Source organism: Bradyrhizobium oropedii (genome assembly GCF_020889685.1).
Lineage (GTDB): Bacteria > Pseudomonadota > Alphaproteobacteria > Rhizobiales > Xanthobacteraceae > Bradyrhizobium > Bradyrhizobium oropedii.
The window spans coordinates 1-16,041 of sequence record NZ_JACMYO010000052.1; the positions used below are offsets into that span (position 1 = coordinate 1).

General features: G+C 64.5%; 13 protein-coding genes. 8 read left to right on the top strand and 5 right to left on the bottom strand.

The window, feature by feature from the left end; genetic code table 11:
- From H8A95_RS16605 to H8A95_RS16640, 8 genes are all read left to right on the top strand, one after another.
- A partial coding sequence (locus tag H8A95_RS16605; protein ID WP_229184090.1) for an aminotransferase class V-fold PLP-dependent enzyme occupies positions 1-428 on the top strand: 428 nt, incomplete at its 5' end.
- 97 nt (positions 429-525) lie between these two features.
- The gene (gene sufB / locus H8A95_RS16610; protein ID WP_163158646.1) at positions 526-2,022 is read left to right on the top strand and encodes a Fe-S cluster assembly protein SufB; all 1,497 of its coding nucleotides are present in this window, start codon (positions 526-528) and stop codon (positions 2,020-2,022) included.
- 59 nt (positions 2,023-2,081) lie between these two features.
- The gene (gene sufC, locus H8A95_RS16615; protein ID WP_163158648.1) at positions 2,082-2,834 is read left to right on the top strand and encodes a Fe-S cluster assembly ATPase SufC; all 753 of its coding nucleotides are present in this window, start codon (positions 2,082-2,084) and stop codon (positions 2,832-2,834) included.
- A gap of 17 nt (positions 2,835-2,851) precedes the next feature.
- The gene (sufD, locus tag H8A95_RS16620) at positions 2,852-4,174 is read left to right on the top strand and encodes a Fe-S cluster assembly protein SufD (protein ID WP_229184091.1); all 1,323 of its coding nucleotides are present in this window, start codon (positions 2,852-2,854) and stop codon (positions 4,172-4,174) included.
- A complete protein-coding gene (locus tag H8A95_RS16625; RefSeq protein WP_229184092.1) occupies positions 4,171-5,418 on the top strand; it encodes a cysteine desulfurase in 1,248 nt (415 codons plus the stop codon). Before sufD ends, H8A95_RS16625 begins: the two co-directional genes overlap by 4 nt.
- The gene (locus tag H8A95_RS16630; RefSeq protein WP_229184093.1) at positions 5,415-5,786 is read left to right on the top strand and encodes an SUF system Fe-S cluster assembly protein; all 372 of its coding nucleotides are present in this window, start codon (positions 5,415-5,417) and stop codon (positions 5,784-5,786) included. The genes H8A95_RS16625 and H8A95_RS16630 overlap by 4 nt, the downstream gene beginning before the upstream one ends.
- A 74-nt stretch (positions 5,787-5,860) precedes the next feature.
- Entirely contained in the window at positions 5,861-6,250 is a 390-nt protein-coding gene (locus H8A95_RS16635) for a HesB/IscA family protein (RefSeq protein WP_194461416.1), read from the top strand.
- 188 nt (positions 6,251-6,438) lie between these two features.
- Positions 6,439-6,918, top strand: coding sequence for a TfoX/Sxy family protein (locus tag H8A95_RS16640; protein WP_229184094.1), 480 nt, complete (start codon positions 6,439-6,441; stop codon positions 6,916-6,918).
- A gap of 39 nt (positions 6,919-6,957) precedes the next feature.
- On the opposite strand, the gene H8A95_RS16645 is transcribed toward H8A95_RS16640, so the two are convergent.
- The 5 genes from H8A95_RS16645 to H8A95_RS16665 all read right to left on the bottom strand — a co-directional run bounded on the left by H8A95_RS16645 (position 6,958) and on the right by H8A95_RS16665 (position 16,035).
- Positions 6,958-8,025, bottom strand: coding sequence for a GGDEF domain-containing protein (locus H8A95_RS16645; protein ID WP_229184095.1), 1,068 nt, complete (start codon positions 8,023-8,025; stop codon positions 6,958-6,960).
- A 316-nt stretch (positions 8,026-8,341) separates the two neighbouring features.
- A complete protein-coding gene (locus H8A95_RS16650) occupies positions 8,342-9,856 on the bottom strand; it encodes a DEAD/DEAH box helicase (protein WP_229184096.1) in 1,515 nt (504 codons plus the stop codon).
- A gap of 502 nt (positions 9,857-10,358) precedes the next feature.
- The gene (locus tag H8A95_RS16655; protein WP_229184097.1) at positions 10,359-14,240 is read right to left on the bottom strand and encodes an autotransporter domain-containing protein; all 3,882 of its coding nucleotides are present in this window, start codon (positions 14,238-14,240) and stop codon (positions 10,359-10,361) included.
- A 153-nt stretch (positions 14,241-14,393) separates the two neighbouring features.
- Positions 14,394-14,945, bottom strand: coding sequence for a helix-turn-helix transcriptional regulator (locus H8A95_RS16660; RefSeq protein ID WP_338027862.1), 552 nt, complete (start codon positions 14,943-14,945; stop codon positions 14,394-14,396).
- 475 nt (positions 14,946-15,420) lie between these two features.
- The gene (locus H8A95_RS16665) at positions 15,421-16,035 is read right to left on the bottom strand and encodes a TetR/AcrR family transcriptional regulator (RefSeq protein ID WP_229184098.1); all 615 of its coding nucleotides are present in this window, start codon (positions 16,033-16,035) and stop codon (positions 15,421-15,423) included.
- Positions 16,036-16,041 lie beyond the last annotated feature (6 nt).

Below are 16,041 nucleotides of genomic sequence, written 5' to 3' on the forward strand. Positions count from 1 at the left end.
CAGGCTTCGGCGCGGCCGCGAAGGCCGCGATGGTGGCGCTGAAGGCCGACGCCGCCCGCGTCAGGGGCCTGCGCGACCGGCTAGAGCACGGCTTGCGGCAGACGCCGGACGTGCTGGTGTTCTCTGACGACGTCAAGCGGTTGCCGAATACCGTTCTCTTCACCGCGCCCGGCGTGAAGGCCGAAACGGCGGTGATCGGGTTCGACCTCGGGGGAATCGCGGTCTCCTCCGGTTCCGCCTGTTCGTCGGGCAAGGTCCAGCCATCCCACGTGTTGGAGGCAATGGGATACCGTCCGGAGGTGTCCCAGGGAGCGGTGCGGCTCAGTCTTGGCTGGTCTACCACGGAGACAGACGTGGATTTGACCCTCAAGGCTTGGCGAAAGCTCGCTGATACCCTAGTTAAGGGGGGACGACGAAACACAGCTTGAACTGTTCTAAGCCAGTGATTTCGTGTTCAAAGCATCGTAAGAGATTTTCTGAACTTGAGATCCACCGCGGTCCTTGAAACCGCGAGCGGAGGATTGAATGCCTGCTGTACAAGAGACGGTCGAGCGCGTCCGGCGCATCGACGTCGACCAGTATCGATATGGGTTTGAGACGCAGATCGAGTCCGACAAGGCCCCGAAGGGCCTGTCGGAAGACACCGTCCGCTTCATCTCCGCAAAGAAGAATGAACCGGCCTGGATGCTGGAGTGGCGCCTCGAGGCGTATCGCCGCTGGCTGACCATGACCGAGCCGACCTGGGCGCGCGTCGACTATCCCAAGATCGACTATCAGGACATCTACTACTACGCGGCGCCGAAGCCGAAGAAGACGCTGTCCTCGATCGACGAGATCGATCCTGAGATCCTCAAGACCTACGAGAAGCTCGGCATCCCCCTGCGCGAGGTCGCGATCCTCGAGGGCGTCGAGCCGCCGCCCGGCGGACCGCCGTCGCCGAGCCGCAAGATTGCGGTCGATGCCGTGTTCGATTCGGTGTCGGTTGCGACCACCTTCCAGAAGGAGCTGAAGGCGGCCGGCGTAATCTTCATGCCGATCTCGGAAGCGATCCGCGAGCATCCCGAGCTGGTGCAGAAATATCTCGGCACCGTGGTGCCGACGTCCGACAACTATTTCGCGACGCTGAATTCGGCGGTGTTCTCTGACGGCTCGTTCGTCTACGTGCCGCCGGGCGTGCGCTGCCCGATGGAGTTGTCGACCTATTTCCGCATCAACGAGCGCAACACCGGCCAGTTCGAGCGCACGCTGATCATCGCCGACAAGGGCTCCTACGTCTCCTATCTCGAAGGCTGCACCGCGCCGCAGCGCGACGAGAACCAGCTGCATGCCGCCGTGGTCGAGCTCGTCACGCTCGACGACGCCGAGATCAAGTATTCGACGGTGCAGAACTGGTATCCCGGCAATTCCGAGGGCAAGGGCGGCATCTACAATTTCGTCACCAAGCGTGGCGATTGCCGCGGCCGGAATTCGAAGATCTCCTGGACCCAGGTCGAGACCGGTTCGGCGATCACCTGGAAGTATCCGAGCTGCATCCTGCGCGGCGACAATTCGAGCGGCGAGTTCTACTCGATCGCGATCTCGAACGGCTTCCAGCAGGTCGATAGCGGCACCAAGATGATCCACCTCGGCAAGAACACGTCGAGCCGGATCATCTCCAAGGGCATCGCCGCCGGCAAGTCGCAGAACACCTATCGCGGCCTGGTCAGCGCGCACCGGAAAGCCACCGGCGCGCGCAACTACACCGCCTGCGACTCGCTGCTGATCGGCGACAAATGCGGCGCGCACACCGTGCCCTATGTCGAGGCCAAGAATTCCTCGGCGACGTTCGAGCATGAAGCGACGACGTCGAAGATTTCCGAGGACGTGCTGTTCTACTGCATCCAGCGCGGTCTCTCGCAGGAAGAAGCCGTCGGCCTCGTCGTCAACGGCTTCGTGAAGGACGTGCTGCAGCAACTGCCGATGGAGTTCGCGGTGGAAGCGCAGAAGCTGATCTCGATCAGCCTTGAAGGTTCGGTTGGCTAATCCATCCTGCTGAGGCGCGGCCAACGCGCGCCTTGCGGGTGATGCTCAGGAAAAATCAGATGTCTCTACTTGAAGTGAAAGATCTGCAGGTTCGTGTCGAGGAACGTGAGATCCTCCACGGGCTGTCGCTCACGGTGAACCCGGGCCAGGTGCACGCGATCATGGGGCCGAACGGCTCCGGCAAATCGACGCTCTCCCATGTCATCGCCGGCAAGCCCGGCTATGAAGTCACCGGCGGCCAGATCCTGTTCAAGGGTGAAGACCTGCTGGAGATGGCGCCCAACGAGCGCGCCGCCAAGGGCGTGTTCCTGGCGTTCCAGTATCCGGTCGAGATCCCCGGCGTGACCACCTGGAACTTCCTGCACGCGGCGCTCAACGCCCAGCGCAAGGCGCGCGGCGAGGACGAGATTTCGTCGCCGGCCTTCCTCAAGAAGGTCCGCGAGGTCGCCAAGTCGCTGAACATTCCGCAGGACATGCTGAAGCGCGGCGTCAATGTCGGCTTCTCCGGCGGTGAGAAGAAGCGCAACGAGATTCTGCAGATGGCGCTGTTCGAGCCGGCCGTCTGCATCCTCGACGAAATGGATTCCGGCCTCGACATCGACGCGCTGCGGATTGCGGCCGACGGCGTCAACGCGTTGCGCTCGCCGGAGCGCGCGATGGTCGTGATCACTCACTACCAGCGGCTGCTCAACTACATCGTGCCCGATGTCGTGCACGTGATGTCGAAGGGCCGGGTGGTGAAGAGCGGCGGCAAGGAACTGGCGCTGGAGCTGGAAGAGTCCGGTTACGCGCAGTTCGAAGACGCTGCCTGATAAGAACGGGTTCTCAGATGAACGTTGTCGCAAAGACCGAGACCGGGCGCGCGCTGGGCGATGCATTCGCCGTCGTGCGCGACCGTCTTCCGGGCAAGGGCAAGATCGCCGATCAGCGCCAGCAGGCGTTCGAGGCGTATGAACGGTCAGGCCTGCCGCATCGCCGGATCGAGGACTGGAAATACACCGACCTGCGCGCGCTGATGCGCGAGGTGCTGCCGCTGGCGCCTGCGCCGGATGCCGCTGCATTGGATCGCGCCACGGCCGCGATCAAGCTGCGGGCGATCGATGGCGTGCGCCGCTTGGTGCTGGTCGACGGCGCGTTCGCGGCTGACCTGTCCGATCTGGGCAGCCTGGAGAAGGGCCTCAGCGTCCGCCCGCTGCGCGAGGTGCTCGACGCCGGCGATGCTGCTCTCTCTGCGCAGGCCTTTGCGTCCGACATCTCCAATCCGATGATCGCGCTGAACGGCGCGATGGCGACCGATGGCGTCGTCATCGACATCGCCGACGGCACGGTGCTGACCCGGCCGCTGCACATCGTCCATGTCGCATCGGGCACGGCGCCGGTCGCGATGTTCACGCGCTCGCTGCTGCGGCTCGGCCGCGATACCGGTGTGACGCTGGTCGAGAGCTATCTCGCCGGCGAGGGCGCCAAGGCCTACCAGACCCATGACGGGCTGATCGTTGCGATCGGCGACAATGCGCGGCTCGATCACGTGCGTCTGGTCGAAGACAGCGTCGATGCCTTCAACATCTCCTCGGCGACGGTGACGCTCGGCGCGCACGCCCATTTCAACACGTTCGGTCTGACCTCGGGCGGTCATGTCAGCCGTTACCAGTTGACCGTGACCTGTGCTGGCGAGGGCTCGAAGGTCGAGACCAACGGCGTCAATCTGATCAACGGCAAGCAGCACGCCGACACTACGCTGTTCCTGGATCACGCGGTGCCGCATTGCGCGAGCCGCGAGATCTTCCGTGCCGTCGTCGACGACCGCGCCCATAGCGTGTTCCAGGGCCGCATCATCGTCCGTCCGGATGCGCAAAAGACCGACGCCAAGATGATGACCCGTGCGCTGCTGCTGTCCGACGACGCGGAGGCCGACAACAAGCCGGAGCTCGAGATCTTCGCCGACGACGTCACCTGCGGCCACGGTGCGACCACCGGCGCGCTCGACGAGAGCCTGCTGTTCTACATGCGCGCTCGCGGACTGCCCGAGAAGGAAGCGCAGGCGCTGCTGATCCAGGCCTTCGTCGGCGAGGCGATCGAGACCATCGTCAGCGACGCGTTACGCGATGTCGCAATTGCCACCGCGCAGCGCTGGCTGGAGGCGAGGGCGTGAGCATGCACAAGGCGGTCGCCAACGGTTCTTACGACGTCGCTTTGGTGCGGCAGGATTTTCCGGCGCTCGCCATGCAGGTCTATGGCAAGCCGCTGGTCTATCTCGACAACGCAGCCTCGGCGCAGAAGCCGAATGCGGTGCTCGATCGCATGACCGAAGCCTACAAGAGCGAATACGCCAACGTGCATCGCGGCCTGCATTACCTCGCCAATGCCGCGACGGAGGCCTATGAAGGCGCCCGCGGCAAGGTCGCGCAGTTCATCAATGCCCGCCGCAATGAAGAAATCGTCTTCACCCGCAACGTCACCGAGGCGATCAACCTCGTGGCGTCGTCCTGGGGCGGGGTGAACATCAAGGAGGGCGACGAGATCGTCCTCTCGATCATGGAGCACCACTCCAACATCGTGCCGTGGCATTTCCTCAGGGAGCGCCATGGTGCCGTGATCAAGTGGGCGCCGGTCGACGACGAAGGCAACTTCCTGATCGAGGAGTTCGAGAAGCTCCTCACCGCCCGCACCAAGATCGTCGCGATCACGCAGATGTCGAACGCGCTCGGCACGCTGGTTCCGGTCAAGGACGTGATCCGGCTGGCGCATGCCCGCGGCATTCCGGTGCTGGTCGACGGCGCGCAGGGCGCGGTGCATCTGCCGATCGACGTCCAGGATCTCGATTGCGATTTCTATGCCTTCACCGGCCACAAGGTGTACGGGCCGACCGGAATCGGCGCGCTCTATGCCAAGCACGAGCATCTGGTGGCGATGCGGCCGTTCAACGGCGGCGGCGAGATGATCCGTGAAGTCGCCAAGGACTGGGTCACCTATGGCGATCCGCCGCACAAGTTCGAGGCCGGCACACCGCCGATCGTCGAGGCGATCGGGCTCGGTGCTGCGATCGACTACGTCAATTCGATCGGCAAGGAGCGGATCGCCGCGCACGAGCATGATCTGCTCACCTATGCGCAGGACCGCCTGCGCGAGATCAACTCGCTGCGCATGATCGGAACCGCCCGCAACAAGGGTCCGGTGATCTCCTTCGAGATGAAGGGCGCGCATCCCCACGACGTCGCGACCGTGATCGACCGCCAGGGCATTGCGGTGCGCGCCGGCACGCATTGCGTGATGCCGCTTTTAGAGCGGTTCAACGTGACGGCCACCTGCCGCGCATCCTTCGGGATGTATAATACAAGGGAAGAAGTCGACCAGCTGGCGCAGGCGCTGATCAAGGCGCGGGAATTGTTCGCATGACCGATACAGCCGAAGTCAAGACGGCCTCCATGGAAACCACCTCGGCACTGCCCGCAGAGGAAACCGAGCGCATGAGCGGCGAGATCGTCGCGGCGCTGAAGACGGTGTTCGACCCGGAAATCCCGGCCGATATCTATGAGCTCGGCCTGATCTACAAGGTCGATCTCAAGGATGACCGCTCGGTCGACATCCTGATGACGCTGACCACGCCGAACTGCCCGGCTGCCGGCGAGCTGCCGCAGATGGTGGAAAACGCGGTTGCCAGCGTTCCCGGCGTCGGCGTCGTGAGCGTCAATCTGGTGTGGGATCCGGCCTGGACGCCGGACCGGATGTCGGACGAGGCGCGCCTCGTCCTCAATATGTGGTGATGCGTTAGGGGATTAGACTTAGGCTCAAGAAGACCGGCAATTGATTTGCCGCTGGGACTGACCACATGAGTGACATGACGCAAGCTTCACCAACCCCAGCCAAGCCGAAGCGGCCGCGCCCGCAGGTCATGAAGCTGACCGATGCCGCGGCGGAACGGATCACCGAGCTGACCAAGCGCGCCGACTCGGAGATCGTCGGGCTGCGCGTCGGCATCAAGAACGGCGGTTGCGCCGGACAATCCTACACCGTCGAATACGCCCACGAGATCCGTCCGACCGACGAAGTCGTCGAGGACAAGGGTGTGAAGATCCTGGTCGATCCGAAGGCGGTGCTGTTCCTGCTCGGCACCGAGATGGACTACGTGGCCGACAGGATGCAGGCCCAGTTCGTGTTCAACAACCCGAACCAGGTCTCGGCCTGCGGTTGCGGCGAATCGGTGCAGCTCAAGCCGGCCACGGTCTAGACGATCAAGGGAACGCTGGTCTCTGCGGCGCAACCACCAATTCCATCCGGCGTCATTGCGAGGAGCGATAGCGACGAAGCAATCCACGGGTCCGCGTGTGCGGTTGGATGGATTGCTTCGCTTCGCTCGCAATGACGTGGATGGAAACGCGCTCTTTCCCTGAGCGCGCAAAGCGGGGCGATGGGCACATGGACCGTGAATTTCTCACCGACCTGTTCGTCGATTTCGGCCCGGTCACGCTGCGCCGGATGTTCTCCGGCTACGGCATCTCCGCTGACGGCACCAACTTTGCGCTCGCCTTGCGTGCCGGGCTCTACTTCCGTGCCGACGAGCAGACCATCCCGCAATTCGAGGCCGAAGGCTCCAAGCCGTTCCAGTACCAGACGAGCTCGAAGACCGTCACGGTGAACTCCTACTGGCAGCTGCCGGCGCGGCTGTTCGACGATGTCGAGGAGCTTGCGGTCTGGGCGCGCTCGGCGCTCAGTGCCGCCCAGCGCGCCGCGCTGCGCAAGCGGCCGAGGAAACGGGCCGCTGCGGGAAAGTCGAAGACGCCGGTGAAGAAGGCTGCTGCGAAGAAGAGCGCGGGCAAGAAGGCCGCGGCGAGGAAAGCGGCTGCGAAGCCGTCCAAGGCTCAGAAGAGACGGGTAAAGCGGAAGGGCTCATCCTGAACAGCGCGCATTGCGCGCGTCTCAACGGACGGTAAGAGGTCACGCCACGCGGGTCTGCGTCTCGGCGCTGTATTCCGGATCGGCCTCGCAGATCACGCGGTTGCGGCCGGCGCGCTTGGCGGCATAGAGGCAGGCGTCGGCGCGTTCGATCAGGGAGTCCGTGTCGTCGGCCGGCTTCAGCATGGAGACGCCGACCGAAATCGTGACGCGGCCGAGGATCTCGCCGGTCGACTTCTTCTTCAGCTCCTTGGCCATCACGGCACGGCGGATGTGGTCGGCGACCGTCAGCGCCTGGCGCAGCGCGGTGTTGGGCAGCACGACAGCGAATTCCTCGCCGCCGTAGCGGGCGGTGATGTCCTGGCCCTTGATGTTCTGCTTCAGCGACTGCGCCACCAGCCGCAGCACCTGGTCGCCGGTGAGGTGACCGTAGGAATCGTTGAACGACTTGAAGTGATCGATGTCGAACATCAGCAGCGACAGCGGTTCGCCGCTGGCCAGCGCAGTCTGCACCGCCATGTCGATCGAGCGGTCGAAATATTTGCGGTTGCCGAGGCCGGTGAGCGGATCGGTCAGGCTCTCGGCGCGGATCGCCTCGAGGCTGTGTTGCAGGTCGCTGATTTCCGACTTCGACAGCGCGAGCCGGTTCTCCAGTGCCTGATTGGTCTCGCGCATCTCGCGCGTCGATTTGGCGAGGCTGTCGATGATGACCTTGATGTGATCGCGGGTGGTCGCGGTGGCAAGCTTGCTGGTGGCACCGACAAGGCTTGCATCGTATGTGGCCGACACACCGAGCGCGTCGGTGATCAGCTTCATGACGGCATCGATCTCGCCGATGACCCGTGCGCCGACCTTGTCGATGCGGTCCGAGGTCTTAATGTGCGAGAGATAGGTTTCGTAGATCTGCTCGAGATCGGATTCGCTGAGCTTGCCGCTCCGCGCCAGCGTCTCGTTGACGACCTTGTTGAGCGGTGCGTTGTATCCGGTCGCGTAGACGTACCAGATTTCATAGTTGCGGGGGACTGCGGTCTGGCGAAGTGAGCGGATCTGACCAAGCGCGACTTCGGCAAAAGCCAACGTACGTTCGTGTTCGTCCAGCAGCTTGACCACTGTTACGTCCTCAATGCACGCAATGCCGGTCATGCCCGGCAGCAATGACTAAATTATTGGCGCGAGGGTACGGGACGAGAGTGAAGGCAAGGTAAACAGTGGAACTACGGGAATTTGGCCGCGACTATCGTCGTACGAGCCCGATTCCGTCGCGGATCGAGCGCGGCTTTCGGACGCCTTTCGCTGGCTTGCCATTGCGATGCGGAAACTGCGTGCATTTGCTTTAAACGCGGCGGACCGGCGCGTGCGTCGGTCGTCGGCGACAACACAGATTTCCCGGACGACCGCCGCTGGCGCGGCGGCATCAGAGCAAGCCTTACGCGCGTGCGCGCACAGGCCGCAGCAGGAAGGCGGGCAGGTGCGAGTGATCGGCGGGCTCGTGATCCACTTCGCGCTGCGTCCGCCGCGGCTCGGCACGCCCGATCGACGGCACATGCGACGGGGCGGCCTGCGGCGACGTGTTGCGGCCCTGGCGCGGCTCGCGCTCCGGCTTGGCTGCACGCTCCCGGCGGGGCTCTTGGTCGTGACGGGGCTCGCGCTCGCCATGACCCGCTTCGCGTTCACCGTGACGCGTTTCGCGTTCACCGTGACGCGGCTCGCGTTCACGCCGCGGCTTGCGGCCGCCGCGGGCGCCATCGCGCGAACCTTCGCGGCCACGCGAGCGGCGCGGCGAGGCGTCCTCGTCGGAGGCCTCGCTGTGAACGGTGTAGTCGCCCTCGGCGCGCGGGATCGGCTGGCCGATCAGCTTCTCGATCGCAGTCATCGACTTGCTATCGAGCGAGGTGACGATGGAGATCGCAGTCCCGGTGCGCCCGGCGCGGCCGGTACGGCCGATGCGGTGGACGTAGTCATCGGGATGGTGCGGCACGTCGAAATTGAAGACGTGGCTCACCGCGGGAATATCGAGGCCGCGGGCGGCGACGTCGGAGGCGACCAGCAGCGGAATCTCGCCCTTGCGGAATTGATCCAGCGCGGCCGTGCGGGCGGATTGATCCATATCGCCGTGCAGGGCGCCGACACTGAAGCCGTGCTTCTGCAGCGACTTGTGAAGAACTGCGACTTCACGCTTGCGATTGCAGAAGATAATCGCGTTGTTGAGATCCTTGGCATCGCGCAGCAGGCGGCGGAGGATCTCGCGCTTGTCATGCGCTTCGCGACCGGCGGGGACCTGCAATTGCGTCACGGTGACGGCGGTCGTTGCGGGTTTGGAGACTTCGATCCGGGCAGGATTGTGCAGGAAGGCCTCGGTGATGCGGCTGATCTCCGGGGGCATCGTCGCGGTGAAGAACAGGGTCTGCCGCGTGAACGGGACGAGCTTGCAGATGCGCTCGATGTCGGGGATGAAGCCCATGTCGAGCATGCGGTCGGCTTCGTCGATCACCAGCAGCTCCACCCCGGTGAGCAGCAATCCGCCGCGTTCGGTGTGGTCGAGCAACCGGCCGGGCGTTGCGATCAGGACGTCGACGCCGCGCATCAGCTTGGAGTCCTGGTCGCCGAACGAGACGCCGCCGATCAGCAGCGCCACGTTCAATTTCTGACCGGCGCCGTATTTATCGAACTGCTCCTTGACCTGCGCGGCAAGCTCGCGGGTCGGCTCGAGGATCAGCGTGCGCGGCATCCGTGCCCGCGCGCGGCCCTTCTCGAGGAGGGTGAGCATCGGGAGAACGAAGGCAGCGGTCTTGCCGGTGCCGGTCTGGGCAATGCCGAGGACGTCGCGCCGGGCGAGGACGTGCGGTATTGCCTGTTCCTGGATGGGAGTGGGGGTGGTGTAACCGGTGGCCGCAACTGCGGCGAGGACCTTATCGGACAGGCCTAGATTGGAAAAAGACATTGAGCCTCTGGTCGAAACCGCCGTTCGGCATCGCAGGTAAAAGGCTGTCGCGTTCGGCCCCGAAACGGCTCGCTTTTTGATAAAGCTCGGGGGCTCTGACTAACGCTGACGGACGGCAAACCTGACGAATCGCGTTTCGATCCGAGGGCCGCGTTGCCCGCAACATAGGGGCGAAAGCGGTAAAGTCAATCTTGGAACCAGCCGGATGGCCGAAAAAGCTTAACGTTTTCGCCAAAATAACCGTCATTTCCGTCATTTGGCGGTCAAATGAATCGCCACTCACGGATCCGATGACGAGGCGCCGGCGGAGGCCTGCGCCGCCTTTTCGGGGGAGGCGCGTTGCCAAAATATCGAAAACAACCCCATGCAAAGTAGCTGGCGGCGGTGGCCGGCGTTCGACCGGGCTGGTTGACACGTCGGGCAACTCACGGACATTCTTCTAATATTCCGAAATCACGCAGACGCGCGCTCGCAGCAGGCCCGGCCACGGGTCGGGATGGCTCTACCACGCGTAACGGACGGCGCCCTTGCCGGCGTAGGAGCGGGTCACCTTGGAGAACTCGCCCTCGAAGCTTGCGAGCGCCGACCAGCCGTTGCTCCATTTCAGCTCGGCGGAGGCCGTAGTGAGGGCTGAGTCGGCGGCCTGGGCCGCGCCGCTCACGACGAAGCTCGCACCGGGCAGGGTCTGGAATGTCGCGGCGACCGTGCGGTCGGGGTTGAAATCATGCGCCCAGGCGGCGCGGCCGCGCAGCGTCAGAATAGCGCTGGAGAGCGCGAAGGATTTGTCGGCGCGCAGGCCGAGCTCGCTGCGGCTGTCGGTGACGCTCTTCGCGTTGTAGGCGAGCGCGAAGGTGTTGGCGCCGACGACGGCCTGTTCAGCATAGCCCGGCAGCTGGAACGTCGTGAACTGACCGGCGACATAGGGCGTCAGGCCGACGACGCCGATCCATGGCGTGACGAAGCGATAGCCACCTTCGCCGCGGCCCGACCAGGCGTTGGCGTTGAACTCGGCGCGGAGGTGGTCGACGCTCCCGACCATCACGGTGCGATCGGTGGTGACGTCTTGCCAGCCATAGGCGAGTGCGCCGGCAAGGTAGGCTGCGCCGACATCGTGGCGAGCGAAGGCGCCGGCCTGGAACAGGTCGGAGCGGCCGCCGCCGCTATTGGCGACGCCGAAATTGGTGCCGCCGCCAGCGAGCGCGAAGCCTGCGATCGTGTTCGGAGAGAAGCGGTAGTCGGCGCCGATGGCGGTGCCGACCACCTGGCTTGTCGTGTTGTTCGAGCCCAGCGCGCCGTTGCCGTCAGTGGTCTGTGAGCCGCCATACGCCGCGGCCCACACGCTCCAGCGCGGACCGTAGCCCTGCGCAATCGGCGCCTTGTGGGCAATCGCGGCATAGGCATCGCTGGTCGGATGACGGCCGGCGTAGGCCAGCGAATTGTCGTCAGCGTAAGCCCTAGTGCCGGCCGGCATCGCCGTCGCGCCGCGACCGTCGAGGAAGGGATCGAGCATCGTGCCCATGAACTGGTTCATGGCGTTGAACGTGGTCTGCTGCGAACCGGCGGCGCTCTCGCCGGAGAGCTGGGTCAGGCCGTTCAGGAGATTGTCGCCCGACAGGTTGAAGATCGCGCTGAACGCGTTGGAGAGATTGGCACTGCCGAGCAGGCCGTTGTCGATCGCACCCGCGACGCTCCTGTGATTGACGCCGGCGTTGGCCGGCAGGATCGGCGAGAGCAGGCCCGGATCGACCGACAGCAGCACGTCGTTGCCGATATAGCTCAGCACCGGATTGCGCGCGAGGTTGTTCGCGAGCAACAGGCTTGCCGAGCCGAAGGTGCCGCTCAGCGTTCCCGCGTTGACGATCGTGTAGGTGGTCTTCTTCGTGATCCGTTCGAGCGGCTGCACAATGACATTGCCGGCGATGTTGGCCGCGCCGGTCACGTTCACCTTGTCGCTGATCGTGTTGGTGACCTGCACCAGATAGGTCGCCGCCGCGGTCATGGTCAGGCTCGCCATCGTGATGGTGCCGGGCGAATTGCCGGGCGACAGCGTGCCGCTGATGATGGTGTTGCCGATGGTGCCGTTGCCGCCGAGTGTGCCGGAGGGGCCGACGGTGACGTTGGCGTTCGGCATCGCGCCGTTGAGGATGAACACGCTGTCGACGTTGACGGACCCGGCAAAGTTCGAGTTGCCGGTGAAGCTCCAGCTCGAACCGGCCAGGAACGCAAGACTGGCGAAGCCCGAGAATTGTGCGCCGCTACCGAGCTTCGACGGGTCGAAGCTCGTCGCGGTCGTCCCGCCGAATTGCAGGATGCTGGTCCCGGTGCCGACGACGTTGCCGATGAACGCGGCGCCGGACTGCATTTGCAGCACGTCGTTGGTGCCGCCGAACTGGACCGCGGTGCCGCCGGTGCCGGTGATGGTGCCGTTGGCGACCAGCGTCGTGGTGCCGCCCGATGTCGTGATGCCGGTGGTGCCGGTGACTGATGTCCCGGTCGTGATGAAGATGTTGCCCGGTGTCGAGCGCGATGCGGCAATGCCGACGCCTGAGCTCTGCACGCCGGCGAGCGCGTCGATCCTGATGTCGCCGAGACCGTCGCGCTGGGCGAAGATACCGTAGCTTCCGGCGGCCGTGCCGTTCGCAATGACATTGCCTTCGGCGCGCAGCGCCAGCGTTACGGAATTGTCGGCGCCGTTGGCGATGACGCCGCTGATGCCGATCGCCGCTGCGCTGGTCGAGGTGGCGCTCACGGTCCCCTTGCTGACGAGATCGATGCCGCCGAGCCCCGCGGTCAAGACGGAGTATCTGGTGTCGCCGCGGCTCAGCGTGATGCCGGTCGCGGCGCCGTCCGAGGCCGCGGTCACGTCGCCATTGGCGCGAACGGTGAGCGAGCCGGTGTTGATGAAGGTCGGAGTAAAGCTGGTGCCTGAGGCGCTGATTCCGGTGGCGGTGCTGCCGGTGCCGACCGCGGTGGCCGTCACGGCGCCGTCGGCCGTCAACCGCATCGTGCCCAGATTGTTTTGTACCGCGCTGATGCCGACGACCTTCGACGCGGTGTCGCTGATCGACGTTGCCGCCACCGCGCCGTGCAGATTGAAATCGACCGGAGCCACGCCGGAGGCTGACAGGCTCGCTCCAGCCACGTTTGCGGCGTCGCCGGGCCGTGACATGCCAGTGACCGTAATCGATCCGTTGGCGTTCAGTGCCGCCGAGCCGTCACTGGATGTGCTTCCCAGCCCGGCGTAAAGGCCGGAGACACTGCCACCTCGCGTATGAAAGGTGGAAGTCCTGGTGTCGAAGGTTCCGGAAAGATCGCCATTGAAGGTCGCGGTGTTGCTGCCGCCGGCGGCGGAGAAACCGACGGATGCCAGCGCGCCGAAAAAGTACGCATCGGGACCGTTTCCTCTGGCAATATTGCCGTCCACAACGAGGCTGTTGTTGACGCCGCCGGTGGCGTAAACGGACAGCGTCCCGCCCGTGATGCCGTGCGTTCGGACCGTCGTGGTGCCGGAGCCGGTGTTCTGCAAGCTGACGTTGCCACTGACATCCTGATTGAGCTTCACCGTGAAAGCGCTGGCGTTGGCCAGATTGTTGGCCTCGAGGTTGATGCCCCCCGCAACGCTCGCATTGGTGGTGAGGTCGACGGTACCGACGCCCCCGTTCTGGAGATAGATGCCGCCGACGACTGCGCCATTGGTCGTGACGGAAAGATTGCGCGCAGTATCAAGGCTCTGTCCCATCCGGACGAAGATTGCGCTGTTGCTATTGGTTGCGTCCCCGCTGACTGCGCCTGTCGCGATCGTGACGTCGGATTGGCTGCCGTCGGTCAGAACGTAGATTCCGATACCAGCCGCCACGACCCGGCTTCCGACCGTGTTGATGTTGACGCTGGCGTTCGGTCCGCTGCCCACAACGTCGATGCCGGTGCCGCCCGTGATCGTGCCGGCGGTCTGTGTAATGTAGGCCGGACCGCTGCCCGCCCGGGCATTGATCGCGTACCCGTTGGCGGTGACGTCGGCCGATCCCGTGTAGGTGATCGTACCTTGGGCTAAGAGGCCGATGCCGTCGTAAAAGGATGATGCCGTGATGCCGGCGGGGTCGTTGTGATTGAAAGTGAGGTTGCCGGAGCTGTTCGCGGTCGCGCCGCCGGTAATGCCGGCGCCGGCGTTGACCGTGACCGTGAGATCGCCTGAGAAACCCGTCGCATCAAGGCGTCCGCCGGCCGGGTTGGCGGCATCGCACAGGATGCTGCTTGACGTGGCCACAGTGCCGCTCATGCCCTGGCAGGCGGCCTGCGCCTCGGTCGCGGAGGCCAGCGCGATCAATGACACCGATCCGAGCAGCGCGCCGCGCCACATCGTCAGCCTGCCGCTGATGCCGATCATGACCTTGCCGCCAAGCCCCAATGTATCTGTCTGTTTCTGGCGCAACTGTCGTGCGCTGTCTTCTCAGTGCGCGCATACCGTCGATCCGAGGCGCACCTGCCGCGAAAATGCAGCCAAGTGTGGCCGTAGGGCCGCAGCAGGTCGCCGTCTTGGCTAGTGCCCCGCAGCCCGGTACTCGCCGGGCGTCAGGCCTTCGGATGCGCTGAAGATCCGGTAGAAGGTGGCGAGGCTGCCGAACCCGCAGGAGAGGGCGACATCGGCGATCGGCCGCGGCGGCTTTTCACAAAGCAGCCTGCGGCTCTCGCTCAAGCGTTCGGCGGTGACGGTCTGCGAAAAGCTCGCCCCCGTCGCTTCGAACAGGACGTGCAGGTAGCGGACCGAGACGCCGAGCAGGTCGGCGACCATCCCTGGCGACAGCGCCGGCTTTGCGAGATGGCGCGTGATCAGGCGGCGCGCGAGGCTGAGCCGGCCGACGCGCAGCGCCTGCTGGGCGCGTCGGCTGCCCGGCCTGATCGCGCCGCGCTCGATCAGCGCAAGGTCGGCGACGATCTTGACCAGCGCAGGAATGCGCGCGGTATCACCGGTCTCCGTGGCTTCCTTGAAGTCGGCAAGACAGGCTTCGAGCAGCGGCGCCCAGCCGCGATTGCCGGTGGTCGGAGAGCTTTGATGGGCAGGCTCAATTGCCGAGATTTGATCCGCCTGCATGTCCGGGGCATCCTGGACGGAAATGCGTGCCGCACCGGTGGATAGCGATTCCGGGCTGTGATCCCCAAGCTTGCCGCGCATCGTGCTTGATCCCTCGCTCTGCGTGAGAGCGCGCGTCGCCGGTAAGGAAATCGGCTGTGCCGGGCCCGGACGAAGCGCCAGCGCGGTTCTGGCGAAATCGACGGAAATTATCTTCTCAATGCGCGCAGGCTGATCATTTCGGTCGAGAGAACGCCCGATCGCGCGCCGACGGGCCGGGTCGTCCGCTTGTCCCATGTCAACCATTCGAGACGTCTCCAAAAAGTCTTGCGATGCAATATCCTATATTTCACATAACCATGTAAAATATGAAATAGGTAACATGTGGCAGAAGATATCCACGGCCCGGCGACATGGTCGGCCGGGCCCTGACCGCAGCGATGGTCCGAGGGGTTACGTGAGGCGACGCCTGCGGCGCGGCCGGGCAGAGCGCTGATTACTTGCGCTTCGGCATCACGGCGCAGCCGTACAGCACCATCGCGCACATCTGGCGATAGCGGGCCGAGAAGTCGTCGTGGGCGATCGGCGGCAGCGATTGGTTGACGGCACGTCCGCCGTCCGCAAGCGCCTGGGCGATCTGCGCCGGCGTGAACGCGCCGTTCAGCTTCAGCAGTTTGGCGGCCTGCAATTCGATCACCAGACTTTCCAGGTCGGCCTGGAATGAGACGGCGGATTTGATCATCAAGTCGCGGCAGCGTTTGAAGGCCTCGGCGTTGAGCTCGACGGTGTGCGGCGAATGCGTGAGGCGGCGCCGCGTTTCGCCGTATCGGACGTCGAGAATCCTCGCAAAGATGTCCAGCGCGCCGCCGCCCTTCGCCCGCACCGACCGGCCGGCCTCCAGCGCGAGCCCGACGTCGTCGACGTGGCGCCACGAGATGACCGCCCGAAATGCCTCTTCCTTGTTGCTGAAGTAGTAGTAGAGCGCGCGCTGCGTGAAGCCGCAGGCCTTGGCCAGCCCGACCATCGACAGCCCGCTATAGCCGTAGTCGAGAAAAGCCCGGTCGACCTGCAACAGCAGGTCTGGTCCGGGCTTGATCATCTTCTTCGACATCAGGAT